The sequence below is a fragment of the Pseudomonas weihenstephanensis genome, from assembly GCF_001043055.1.
GTDB lineage: Bacteria > Pseudomonadota > Gammaproteobacteria > Pseudomonadales > Pseudomonadaceae > Aquipseudomonas > Aquipseudomonas weihenstephanensis.
This window is the reverse complement of the sequence record NZ_JYLF01000004.1, coordinates 75781-87901: the sequence shown is the minus strand read 5'-3', so window position 1 is coordinate 87901 and position 12121 is coordinate 75781. Positions and strand designations below refer to the sequence as shown.

General features: G+C 57.5%; 10 protein-coding genes. 7 read left to right on the top strand and 3 right to left on the bottom strand.

Features of this window, described 5'->3' with window-relative positions:
• Window positions 1–87 precede the first annotated feature (87 nt).
• The 7 genes from cobG (at window position 88) to TU86_RS11115 (ending at window position 7053) form a co-directional block, all read left to right on the top strand.
• Complete coding sequence (gene cobG, locus TU86_RS11145; protein ID WP_338053664.1) at window positions 88–1422, top strand: precorrin-3B synthase; 1335 nt, start codon at window positions 88–90, stop codon at window positions 1420–1422.
• Window positions 1415–2041, top strand: a complete 627-nt coding sequence (locus tag TU86_RS11140) for a precorrin-8X methylmutase (RefSeq protein ID WP_048364372.1) — start codon at window positions 1415–1417, stop codon at window positions 2039–2041. Before cobG ends, TU86_RS11140 begins: the two co-directional genes overlap by 8 nt.
• Window positions 2041–2772 (top strand): precorrin-2 C(20)-methyltransferase, encoded by a 732-nt coding sequence (locus TU86_RS11135; RefSeq protein ID WP_048364371.1) that lies wholly within the window; start codon window positions 2041–2043, stop codon window positions 2770–2772. Before TU86_RS11140 ends, TU86_RS11135 begins: the two co-directional genes overlap by 1 nt.
• Complete coding sequence (cobJ, locus tag TU86_RS11130) at window positions 2769–4442, top strand: precorrin-3B C(17)-methyltransferase (protein ID WP_048364370.1); 1674 nt, start codon at window positions 2769–2771, stop codon at window positions 4440–4442. The genes TU86_RS11135 and cobJ overlap by 4 nt, the downstream gene beginning before the upstream one ends.
• Before the next feature lie 417 nt (window positions 4443–4859).
• Window positions 4860–5657, top strand: a complete 798-nt coding sequence (locus TU86_RS11125; protein ID WP_157395894.1) for a hypothetical protein — start codon at window positions 4860–4862, stop codon at window positions 5655–5657.
• A gap of 24 nt (window positions 5658–5681) precedes the next feature.
• Entirely contained in the window at window positions 5682–6431 is a 750-nt protein-coding gene (locus TU86_RS11120; RefSeq protein ID WP_048364368.1) for a hypothetical protein, read from the top strand.
• A gap of 7 nt (window positions 6432–6438) precedes the next feature.
• On the top strand, window positions 6439–7053 hold the full coding sequence (locus tag TU86_RS11115; RefSeq protein WP_157395893.1) for a hypothetical protein: 615 nt from the start codon (window positions 6439–6441) through the stop codon (window positions 7051–7053).
• Between the two features lie 48 nt (window positions 7054–7101).
• Here the strand turns inward: TU86_RS11115 and TU86_RS11110 are convergent, their stop codons facing one another.
• The 3 genes from TU86_RS11110 to purD form a co-directional block, all read right to left on the bottom strand.
• A complete protein-coding gene (locus tag TU86_RS11110; protein ID WP_048364366.1) occupies window positions 7102–7698 on the bottom strand; it encodes a MarC family protein in 597 nt (198 codons plus the stop codon).
• 81 nt (window positions 7699–7779) lie between these two features.
• Window positions 7780–10557: a hybrid sensor histidine kinase/response regulator gene (locus tag TU86_RS11105; protein WP_048364365.1), complete on the bottom strand. Its 2778-nt coding sequence runs from the start codon at window positions 10555–10557 to the stop codon at window positions 7780–7782.
• Between the two features lie 99 nt (window positions 10558–10656).
• Window positions 10657–11955, bottom strand: a complete 1299-nt coding sequence (purD, locus tag TU86_RS11100; protein WP_048364364.1) for a phosphoribosylamine--glycine ligase — start codon at window positions 11953–11955, stop codon at window positions 10657–10659.
• Window positions 11956–12121 lie beyond the last annotated feature (166 nt).

Below are 12121 nucleotides of genomic sequence, written 5' to 3'. Positions count from 1 at the left end.
ATTCCGTCCGGCAAGCTTTTCATGCTGTTGCCCAAAGCAGGCATAATACGCGCCCTCAAAGAGCGTACTGCCTGCCTTGGTTAACCCGTGAACACACCCTCATCAAATACCCCGTCCCAAACGCCTGTTCGCCCCTCGGGGTGCCCGGGGTTGCTGCGCATTGTTCCGGCAATGGACGGCGGTATATGTCGGGTCAAACTGGCCGGAGGCTCAATCACAGCCAGTCAGGCACGGGCAGTGGCCGATGTGGCCATGCACTATGCCAGCGGGGTGATCGAAGCCACTAACCGCGCCAATCTGCAAATTCGCGGGGTAGGCTCGCAGCATTCGGCACTGATTGCGCCGTTGCTGGCAGCGGGGCTTGGCCCGAACACGGCGGCCAGTGATGAAGTGCGTAATCTGATGCTCAGCCCCAGTGCGGGCATTGATCCGGCAATGGCACTGGACACTTGGCCATTGGCCCAAGAGGTCCTCGCCAGTTTGGAAACAACCCCAAGGTTGTCCGAATTGTCAGCCAAGTTCGCTGTTCAGCTCGACGGGGGGGAAGCGCTGGCAATGCTGGAGCATCCGCATGATCTGTGGTTATCCGCGTTTGAGCACGAGGGGCAGGTGCTGCTGGGTTTTGGTCTGGCAGGTTGTCCGGCACACGACGCGGCATTGGCGGCAGTGCCGGTTGCACAGGGGCATGAGCTGATCATGGCCGTGCTGAACCTGTTCCTTGATAGGGCGCGCCCTGAGCACACGCGCATGCGCCACCTGCTCAAAGAGGTACCTGTTACACAGTTCGTCCAGCAATTGGCAGAACGCCTCAGTGTTGCGCCAGTTCAACTGGCCGCATGGCGCCGTCATACCCCTGAGACGCCTCTGCACATTGGCACGTATCCACAACGTGAAACGGGCCGGGTGTATGTGGGGGCTGTGCCGCCGTTGGGACGATTGAACGCGGCCATGCTCAATGGGTTGGCGCAGATCGCCAGCGATTACGGCGATGGCACCTTGCGCTTTACCCCATGGCAGAGCGTGCTGTTGCCCCATATCCGCGCCGAACTGGCGCCCGAAGTGACCCAACAACTAATAGCCCTGGGCTTGCTGTGTGATGTCACCGATCCGCTGTCGCACCTGGTCGCCTGCACCGGGTCCAGCGCCTGTGCCAAAGGCTTGGCAGACACCAAGCAGGATGCGCGTCAGCTCGCGACCCTGTTGTCACAACCTCTCAACATCCACCTCAGTGGCTGCCAGCGTTCCTGCGCGGCTGCCCACATTGCGCCGGTCACATTGCTGGCCGTAGCGCCCGGTCATTACGACCTCTATTTACGCGCCCCAGAACACGCCGGTTTCGGCGTTCTGCGCGGGTGCAACCTCACTATTGAAGCGGCAGGCGCCTGGCTTGAGGCCCGCCAACGGAGCAACACCGATGATTGATTACATCCGCGACGGTCAAGAGATCTATCGCAATTCGTTCGCCATTATTCGGGCCGAGGCCAACCTCGACAGCATCCCGGCTGACCTCGAAAAACTTGCTGTGCGCGTGATTCACGCCTGCGGCATGGTCGACGCTATCGAAGACCTGCGTTTCTCACCGGGTGCAGGCAAGGCCGGACGCGATGCGCTGGCCGCTGGCGCGCCGATTTTGTGCGATGCGCGCATGGTGCTTGAAGGGGTCACACGCACCCGTTTGCCTGCCAACAACAAGGTGATTTGCACCCTTAAAGAAGACGGTGTGGCCCAGATGGCCCTAGAGCAGGGCAACACCCGCTCCGCCGTGGCCCTTGAACTGTGGCGCCCGTACCTGGAAGGCAGCGTGGTGGTGATTGGTAACGCACCGACCGCACTGTTTTACCTCTTGGAAATGATCGACGCCGGCGCGCCAAAGCCTGCGTTAATCCTCGGCTTTCCGGTCGGTTTTGTCGGGGCGGCCGAATCCAAGGCCATGCTGGCGGCAGACAGCCGTGGCGTGCCGTTTGTGATCATGCAGGGTCGTCGTGGCGGCAGCGCCATGGCTGCGGCCGCGGTAAACGCACTGGCGACGGAGATCGAGTAATGACGCAGCCTGGACGTTTGATCGGCTTGGGTGTTGGCCCTGGCGATCCTGAACTGATTACGGTCAAAGCCTTGCGCCTGCTGCGCGAGTCGCCGGTGGTGGCCTATTTCGTGGCCAAAGGTAAAAAAGGCAACGCATTCGGCATCATTGAGGCTCACCTGCAAGGCGCGCAAAGCTTGATGCCGCTGGTGTACCCGGTAACCACCGAAGTGCTGCCCGCACCGCTGTCGTATGAGCAAGTGATCAGCGATTTTTATGATCAGGCCGCAGAAGACGTCGCGCAGCACTTGCAAGCTGGCCGCGATGTGGCCGTGATCTGCGAAGGCGACCCGTTCTTCTATGGTTCTTACATGTACTTGCACGACCGACTGGCACACCAGTTCGAGGCCGAAGTGGTACCGGGTGTGTGTTCGATGTTGGGTGGCGCATCAGTGCTCGGTGTGCCGCTGGTTTACCGTAACCAGAGCCTGTCAGTGTTGTCGGGCGTTTTGCCGCACGATGAACTCAAACGTCGTTTGGCCGATGCCGATGCTGCCGTCATCATGAAACTGGGGCGCAACTTTCATAAGGTGCGTGAAGTCCTGACCGAATTGGGGTTGGCCGACCGTGCCCTGTACGTAGAGCGCGCGACCATGAGCAATCAGAAAGTTGTGCCGTTCAATGAGGTCGACCCGATGTCATCGCCGTACTTCTCGCTGATTATCGTGCCTGGCGAACGGTGGCAAGGATGAGTCGTACCGCACCGGCCATTGTCATTCTGGGCAATGGCAGCCTGGCGACAGCACGGCGTATTCAGCAACTGTACCCGGATGCATTGATTCATGGCCTGGCCGAACGGGTTGACGGTGCTGATCGCGTCTACAGCGACTTTGGCGCCAACCTGCGTCAGCTGTATCAGCAGGACACACCGATTATTGCGCTGTGTGCGGCGGGTATCGTGATCCGCACCCTCGCACCGCTGTTGCTGGAAAAAGGCGCCGAACCACCCGTGTTGGCGGTGGCCGAAGACGCCAGCGCAGTAGTGCCATTGTTGGGCGGGTTGAGCGGGGTGAATGATCTGGCGCGTAAGATCGCTGTCGGTTTGGGCATTGCACCCGCCATCACCACCAGCGGCGAACTGCGATTTGGGACCTGCTTGCTGAACCCGCCAAGTGGCTACGCGTTGGGCGATCTGGAACTGGGCAAACGTTTTGTTTCAGATTTGTTGGCCGGTGAGTCGGTGCGCATTGAAGGTGACGCCCCGTGGCTGGCCAGCGCGCAATTGGCGGTCAGTCCGCAGGCGCGTCTGGCGATTCATGTGGGCAGTGATGAGCGCGATCCCGTGGCTGACGAGCTGCGGATCTACCCGCGCAATGTAGTGGCCAGACTGGACACAGTGGTTAGCGCTCAGGCCATACGTGAAGCCTTGCAGGACGCGAAACTGGCCTGGCAATCCCTGGCTTGTATCGTGGCCGACGACACATTGATGGCAGATGTTCAACTGCATGAGCTGGCTGCTGAGTGGGAGGTGCCATTGCGTTTTGCCCAAGCCAGTGATGACTTCTGCGCTCAGCCATTAACCTGGCGAAATCCGCTGAATGGCGTGGTATTGGGGGTAGCGTCTTTGCCGTTGGACCTCCAGCAAATAGGCCGCGCACGCGGGCGTTTGGCGGTGATTGGGCTGGGGCCTGGCGCAGCCGAGCTGATGGTGCCTGCGGTCAAGGCAGCGCTGGCACAGGCCAATGACGTGCTGGGCTATGAAACGTACGTGCGCATGGCCGGGCCGTTTCGTGCGGATCAGGTGCTGCATTGCACGGACAATCGCGAAGAAATGCAGCGCGCCCGGCATGCCTTCGAGTTGGCCGCACAAGGTCGCTCAGTGGTGGTGGTGTCCTCTGGCGACCCCGGCGTATTCGCGATGGCGGCCGCAGTGCTTGAGGCGTTGCACGCGTCCAGCGACCCGCGATGGCACAGCGTTGATCTTGAAATATTGCCCGGCGTATCGGCTTCGCTGGCGACCGCCGCACAGGCCGGTGCGCCTTTGGGGCACGACTTCTGCGTGATGTCGCTCTCTGACAACCTCAAGCCCTGGAGCATCATCGAGAAACGCTTGGATCTGGCGGGCGAGGCGGACCTGGCATTGGCGTTCTACAACCCCATTTCACGCTCACGCCCCTGGCAACTGGGCGTGGCGCTGGAAATCGTCGCCCGCCATCGCACACCGCAAACACCTGTCGTGTTGGGGCGTGATATCGGGCGGCCGGGTCAGACGTTACGGGTGACCACCCTGGGAGACTTGACGCCGGACCAAGTGGATATGCGCACGATGGTCATTATTGGTTCATCGACCACCTGCACCTTCCCACGTGCTGACGGGCGCGAGTGGGTCTATACGCCACGCTGGTATGGCGATAAGCCCTGACCTCATGACGTTATGGCCCGTCACAGGGCCATAGCTCTCATTTTTGAATAAAGAGTTCATTCATTTTGATGGGGTAGCGACGTCAGAATGTTCGCCTGTGCGCGTGCAATAAGTCTTCGAAAGTTACTGATTAAGGTAATAGAGCGTGTTGAAGTGCGGGGTGTATTGTTTTTTCATATTTTGACGTGAATAAATAAAAAGCAGGGGGAGTGTGTAAGTGTGTGTTTTCATAGGTTGTGCCGGCGAGTGGTAAATATATAACTCAGGGAAGTTTGATTAAGTGTTGCACGGTATTTACGCAGTTAATTATTCAGCGCATTGGACGCAAGCAGGTGGGGTGTCTAATGTTTTTATTGTCTGCATCCGGCAGGCAGTAATAAACATTTAAGGGCCATGATGGCCGACAAGGTGAATGATATGGATATTGAAAACAGTGATGTGAACGGCATTGATGACGTGGAACGTCTTGGTTTTGTGAGCAGTCTGGAACTTCCCGTGGTAGCCCCCTCGCTGATTCCCCGCTTCAAGACCCTCAGGGCCACGGCTTTAAAAACAATGAAGGCGGACGGTGACAGTGCGCTGGTGACGGGTAACAGCGTGGTGTCATTTGTTGGTGGCCTGAGTGAGCAGCTGAAACAGGATGTGCAAGATGGCGTGTTATTTGCTCAATTGGCCGTCGACAAGAAGTACCCCAATAAAGACACGCACCGTGTTGAGCGTTTCAATTACTACAATGAAATTCTCAGTAAGTGCGGCTGGACGACAACCGGTGAGGCCATACACAAAGTGACCGGACTTAAGCAGGCGTTCACCATGGATCAAGTGGCTCTGGAAATCATTGCCAGTGTGGTGGGGCCTAACAAGGTGATTCTGGATGTGCTTGCCCAAGTGTTAAACGCACTCAAAGACACGCCCAAAGCCCTGAGCCTGTTTGAAAATGAAACCAAGGGTGTGAATTCGGGCAACTTTCAGATTCTGCCGTGTATCGCGACCCGTGACGGCGGGGTGCTCATGATCAAAACGTGTATGCAGTTCAAGTCCTCCTCCCGGGTGACCAGAGTCCTTTTTTGGAAATGGAACCACAGCAACGTTGACCTGTACGCGGCGGCAAGTAATTCCACGCTTAACCAACGACAATACGCGGTAGTTCGACAGACCATCATTAATAAGCTTGAAGCGTCGGGGAAAAACTATATTGAAAACATAGAACTTTGAAAGTGGGTCAGCGAGGACGTCTCGATGTTTAAGCAACCTAAACACATTTTTGTAAATGCAGGCGTGGTGATAGCGCCGCTGCCGGGGGACGTCATGCCCGCGCAGCAAATAGCTGATGTTTCGAATTCATTGTTGTTGGCACAGTTGAGTGCGCGAGCCAAGTACCCACAAGTGTCGCAGCACCTTGAGCGAGAGCAGGCCTGCCAGACGATGCTGGACAATGTGTACTGGATCAGACTGAACGAGCCTTACTTTGCTTTGGACGGCGTGCAAACCTTAAGCATTGACGACGTTGTAACAAACCAAAGTGGCGGTCTTTTTACGGCTGATGTGAGGGCTGGGTTTGTTGCATTGGTCGCCTCGCTCAAAACCTCGCCGCCTTCAGAGCGCGCATTGAATGTATGGCGCGAGCAGACGGTGTGGCCCTTGCACACGGAGCATTTAGAGAGCACCGAGTGCCCTGTACCCGATCGCTTCCAGGTGTGTATGAAGTTTGCACTTATGGGCGTGGGGCCAGTGATTCACACCCTGATGCTAAGTTTTACAACGCATACGGTATTGGCCACGGATTTTTTAAACCAAACACTCGTGATCGACCCTGAAAGCAAGTTAGAGCTTCAAGCGTATTCGTATGAGATGAGTAGGCGTAATTACGCCAATCTCAGGGGCACGGTGGTCAAAAAGTTAGGGGATAAGCCAGGGCAATACGTGATGCCCTGGAGCTCAGCGCGGCTGCCGGACCCGCCGCTTGACTTAACCAGGTTGCGTGGGTGACAAGCCCATGAACGCAACTCTAATTGGCGATACGCTCGTCACGTTCACCCCTGGTATGCCCGAAAGCCATAAACAGGGTATTCAGGATTGCCTTTTGTATGCCGCCGTGTTTGCAAATCGGGGGGCTGAGGCCGGAGATTGGGCATGGTTGTCGTATTATCAATATGCGCTGTTAAGCCTGGGCTTGACCCTCAGATCTTATATAGTCGAGCGGCCTTTACTGATCTCCAATGCTCATCAAGTGCGTGATTACCAGGTGCAGATCGCGGGCATGGAAAGTACCCAGCCCCTGGCTCAGCATTTGGGGGCGATGTTTGCTGCTTTGGACCTGGAACGTGATGCCCTGAGTTACTTGATGAATCCTCCTGGTGAGGCGCGTTTAACCCGCTATCAATGTGTTCCGTGTGAAATGACACGCAACGGTGAGTTCCAGATTTTTGTGTGCGGGTTGCAGCTTACCTGCACGTCTCCAAGGGCTAACTCAAGGTTGAGTTTGGTGCAGTTGAATGCGAAAGGCGGCAGTTTTCTGTTCGAACCGAAAGTATATGAAAACCGGCGAACTGAGGTGCAGCAGGTAGTGGGTGACTGGGCAGCGACAATGATTAAAGAGGTTGAGCTGTAAATAGAACCGCTGTCTCTGGCTTCTAGGGCTTGAGCAGCGGTTTTTTGTTCAAGGCACCATGTAGCCTTTAACGCCGGTAAAGATAATTTGTGCAGCCAGCGCACACACAAAAAGGCCCATCAAGCGGCTGACAATCTGCAAGCCTTGCTCCCCCAGGATGCGTTCAATCCGGTTGGACAAGTACAGCACCACGCCCACTGTCAGGCTCGCCAGGGCAATACTGACAATCGCCATCAGCTTGTCGTCCCAGTGCGGCTGGCTGATGCCCATGACCAACAAGGCACCAATGGTGCCCGGGCCAACCGTCAACGGAATGGTCAGCGGCACGATGGTGACGTCTTGCTGAACGTTGTCGGTTTGCACGGCTGATTTACCTTGGGCCATCCCCAGCGCCGAGATGAATAGCACGCTGCCGGCGCCGATGCGGAAGGCATCCACGGTGATGCCGAACACGTTGAAAATCGTGCGTCCAAACAAGTACAGCAACACGCTGGAAATCAACGTCGCGAGGGCGACCTTCCAGGCCAGGCGGCGGCGTTCCTTGTTCGAGTAGCCACGCGTCAGGCTGATAAAGCACGACAGCACGAAGAACGGGCTGTAGAGCACCAGCATCTTCAAATACACACTGAACAGCACATGGAGCATGGTATGAGCTCACATCGAAGGAAGGCGCCGAAAGTCTATCAGGCAGTTGGAACTCTGTCGGCAGGCATACAGGTAATGTAGCTAGGAAGGCTGTATCTGAGATTGACGCAGCTCACGCTGCGCCACCCAATACTCGACCAGTTCGCGCAACTGCGATAACTCAACCGGTTTGGCCATGTGGCCGTCCATTCCCGCTTGGCGGGCGCGGTCCTTGTGCTCGGCCAGAATATGGGCGGTTAGCGCCACCACGGGTGTACGTACCCGTTGATGGCTGACTTCCCACGCGCGTAGTTGTTCGGTTGCCGAGAAACCATCCAGCACGGGCATCTCACAATCCATCAGCACCAGGTCGTAGCGCTCGGCTTTCATGGCCTTCAGTGCCTCGGCGCCGTTGCACGCGGTGTCGGGTTGCAAGTTCAGTTTGCCCAGCATGCCGCGGATAACTTTAGTGGAAATGCTGTTGTCTTCGGCCACCAAAATGCGGAAGTCGCTCGGCACCGTCGTCGGCAATGCCGGGTGGCTAGGCTGGGGTTTGCTGGTGGCATGCCCTTTGTTGCGCTGGCTAAGTTCATCGGCGAGGGTGGTTTTGAGGGTATAGCCGGCCACCGGTTTTGCCAGGATGCGTTTGATCCCGCAGTTACGCGCAATGATCTTGCTGGGGGCATTGCTGATACCCGTCAGCATGACCAGCAAAATGTCGTGGTTCAGGCTCGGGTCTTCCTTGATCTTGGCGGCCAGTTGCATGCCAGTCATGCCGGGCATGTTCTGGTCCAGCAACACAATGTCGAAATAGTCGCGCAAGTGAGCTTTGGTTCGCAGCAAGGCCAAGGCTTCTTTGCCCGAGGCGGCGGCATTGACGTTAAGGCCCCACGCGGTGCATTGCTGCACCAGCACTTTGCGGCAGGTGTCGTTGTCGTCGACCACCAGCACCCGTGCCCCTTTGAGCGGGCTGTCCAGGTCTGAGGTCTGGTGCTCCAGATGCTGCGGGTCAAGAGGCAGGGTCATCCACAAGCTGCTGCCTTTGCTCAGGCCGGGTTTAATGCCGAACTCACCGCCCATCAACATGATTAACTGGCGGGCAATCACCAACCCCAGGTGTCCGCCCAGGCGAGTGGCCGCCAGGAAGTTCTTGCTGTGCAGTTCAGCGTGCAGCAGTGCATCCCGTTCCTGCTCATCCATCGGTTGGCCGGAGTCCTGAACCGTAATGCGCAGACGCGGCGGACCGGTTCGCTCTTCGAGGGCAACCACGATGAGGATTTCGCCTTCGTCGGTTTTCTTCAGTGCGCTTTCGAGCAGGCTGAGCAAGGTTTGCCGCAAGCGAGTCGGGTCGCCACTAATGACGCGCGGCACTTGTGGCTGAATGAAGCTGATGAGTTCAACGTTTTGCTGTTCGGCCTTGGTGCGGAAAATACTCAGGCAATCGTCAATCAGGGCGTTGAGATCGAATTGCACGTCGTCCAGCTCGATTTGCCCGGACTCAAGTTTGGAGATGTCGAGGATTTCGTTAATCAGTGTCAGCAACTCGTTGCCTGCACTGTGGATCGTTTGCACGTAATCGCGCTGTTTGACCGACAGCGGTGTGCCAAGCAGCAACTCGGTCATGCCCAGAACGCCGTTCATGGGGGTGCGAATCTCGTGGCTGATTTTGGCCAAAAACTCGGCTTTGGCATTAACCTCGGCATTACTGGCAGCCAGTTCGCGGCTGATGCTGAACGCATCCTCGGTGATGCTGCGGTTGCGTTCGCTCAAGGCCAGGCTCATCAGAAAACCACTGATGCAGACAATGGCCATCAGCGCCAGCACCAGTTCTTGGGGAGCAATCAGCGTCAGGCCCAACAGGGCGGGCAGAATCACCAGCGTGCCAATATTGAAAATCGCAATGGCAATCACGAACAAGCGCGCGGGGCGATAGCCTTTTTGCAGGTGATACACCGAGACCAGCAAAATGCTCAGGCTGGCCAGGGCGACGAATGCATACGTCATCAGGTTCAGCGGCAGGCTGTCAATGAACAGCAGCAGCAAGCCCCCCAGGCTGATGATCAGAATGTCGGCGAGCAGCAGGCGGTTGAGTGGATGCGGACCACGGGTCGAGAAAAAACTGTAGGCGAACATCAAACCGCACGGTGCGGTCAGCAGCAGCGCCAGATACGCCCCCGGTGTCTGCGCGCCATGCCACTCGGGCAGCCAAGGCCCTATCAGGTTCAGGAACAAGGCCGAGCTGCTGAGCAGCAAGCCTTCACACACCGCCAGCCACAGGCTACTGATGGAGCGGGTGAACGCAAAACGTGTGAGGTTGTGCAGCACCAACATCATCATGCAACCCAGTAACAAACCATAGAGCAGAGGCTTGCCCTGATTGGCCGCGAGCATCACCGCTGTGTCGAGGGTGATGTAAGGGCGCAATTGATGATCGGAGACCATGCGCAAGTACACATCCAGCGTGTGACTGCTTTGAGGCAGCGGCAACATATAGTCACTGCTGGGGAGTGGTTTGTCGGCTTGGGACAGATTATTGCCCGTTGTCACTTCGTTGATCAGTTTTTGATCATCAAGTACGTACATGTCCAAGCGGGACAAGTCGGGGGCAAAAACGCGCAGGATTTGTTCGTGTTTGTCGGGCACCAGTCGAAAGCGCACCCACAACGCTTCTCCCGCCTCAGCCGCTTTGAGCTGATCGAGTTCGACAGGGCTGAATTGATTGGCAAATCGGGCAGAACGCACGTCGCTTATTTGCAAGGTGCCTTCAGGATCTGAGAGCACTGACCAACTGCTGCCTTGGGCAGCATGTGCCGGCAGAAAGATGAGCATGGCGGTCAGTAAACTGACAATAAAACCTGTGGCGATCCTGAGCCAGCGCACGGCGAAGTCCCTTCGTAGAATAAAGCCTAATGATAACTATGCGCGGCGCTGGAATGGTTAGGCAAGGGTTGGGCACCCCTGCCTATCCATAAGGATGGCTTACTCCTTGTTTTCACCGCGTTCGCGTGCAATGGCGCGGTAGCCAATGTCGTTACGGTAAAAGCAGCCGTCCCACTCGATGGCTTTGGCCAAGGCGTACGCGTGCTCCTGAGCGGCCTGGACCGTGTCACCCATCGCCGTAGCACACAGCACGCGACCACCGGCTGTCACCACTTCGCCTGCGGCATTCAGCGCCGTGCCGGCGTGGAAAACTTTGCCTTCGCGCTTTGCAGCGGCGTCCAGTCCGTGAATGACCGCGCCTTTAGCGTAGTCGCCAGGATAGCCGCCTGCTGCCAAAACGATACCCAGGCTGGGGCGCGGGTCCCATTGTGCTTCAACCTTGTCCAGTGCTTGAGCCAATGCAGCTTCAACCAGCAGCACCAGGCTCGATTGCAGACGCAACATCACCGGTTGGGTTTCGGGGTCGCCAAAGCGGCAGTTGAATTCGATGACTTTCGGGTTGCCGGCTTTGTCGATCATTAGCCCTGCGTACAGGAAACCCGTGTAGACATTGCCTTCTTCAGCCATGCCGCGCACGGTCGGCCAGATCACCAGGTCCATCACACGTTGGTGAACGTGTGCGGTGACCACCGGGGCAGGGGAGTAAGCCCCCATGCCGCCGGTGTTGGGACCGGTGTCGCCGTCGCCGACGCGTTTGTGGTCCTGGCTGGTGGCCATTGGCAGCACGTTCTTGCCGTCGACCATCACGATAAAGCTGGCTTCTTCGCCATCGAGGAATTCTTCGATCACCACGCGCGAACCGGCGTCGCCGAACGCATTGCCCGCGAGCATGTCGCGCACAGCGTCTTCGGCTTCGGTCAGGGTCATGGCAACGATGACGCCTTTACCGGCGGCCAGGCCATCAGCCTTGATCACGATCGGCGCGCCGACTTTTTGCAGATACGCCAGCGCCGGTTCGATTTCGGTGAAGTTCTGGTAGTCGGCGGTCGGGATCTTGTGACGCGCCAGGAAATCTTTGGTGAACGCTTTGGAGCCTTCGAGCTGGGCAGCGCCAGCGGTCGGGCCGAAGCAGTCCAGACCACGGGCGCGGAACAGATCGACCACGCCCGCTACCAATGGCACCTCGGGGCCGACGATGGTCAGGGAAACGTTCTTCTCGGCGAAGTCGGCCAACTGTTCAAGGGCCAGCACGTCGATGGCGACGTTCTCGCACTTGGCTTCGGTGGCGGTGCCGGCGTTGCCAGGGGCAACGAATACTTTGGCGACACGGGGGTCCTGAGCTACTTTCCAGGCCAGTGCGTGTTCGCGGCCACCGCTGCCAATGATCAAAACATTCATTTCAAAAACCTCGGATGACGCTGAATTCTGTGGGGCGCACGTCAGGCTCTGTAGCCGCTGCCGCAGGCTGCGATCAACCGCGAAGCGGTTGCAGGATGTTTAGATCGCTGAAGACCCTTCGGGTCTTATCGCAGCCTGCGGCAGCGGCTACAGACTATGCGGCGCC

Coding starts and splice junctions, on each gene's coding strand:
- purD (WP_048364364.1), bottom strand. CDS start 11,955: ATGAATGTTTTGATCATTGGCAGCGGTGGCCGCGAACACGCACTGGCC.
- TU86_RS11125 (WP_157395894.1), top strand. CDS start 4,860: ATGGATATTGAAAACAGTGATGTGAACGGCATTGATGACGTGGAACGT.
- TU86_RS11120 (WP_048364368.1), top strand. CDS start 5,682: ATGTTTAAGCAACCTAAACACATTTTTGTAAATGCAGGCGTGGTGATA.
- TU86_RS11115 (WP_157395893.1), top strand. CDS start 6,439: ATGAACGCAACTCTAATTGGCGATACGCTCGTCACGTTCACCCCTGGT.
- TU86_RS11140 (WP_048364372.1), top strand. CDS start 1,415: ATGATTGATTACATCCGCGACGGTCAAGAGATCTATCGCAATTCGTTC.
- TU86_RS11110 (WP_048364366.1), bottom strand. CDS start 7,698: ATGCTCCATGTGCTGTTCAGTGTGTATTTGAAGATGCTGGTGCTCTAC.
- cobJ (WP_048364370.1), top strand. CDS start 2,769: ATGAGTCGTACCGCACCGGCCATTGTCATTCTGGGCAATGGCAGCCTG.
- TU86_RS11135 (WP_048364371.1), top strand. CDS start 2,041: ATGACGCAGCCTGGACGTTTGATCGGCTTGGGTGTTGGCCCTGGCGAT.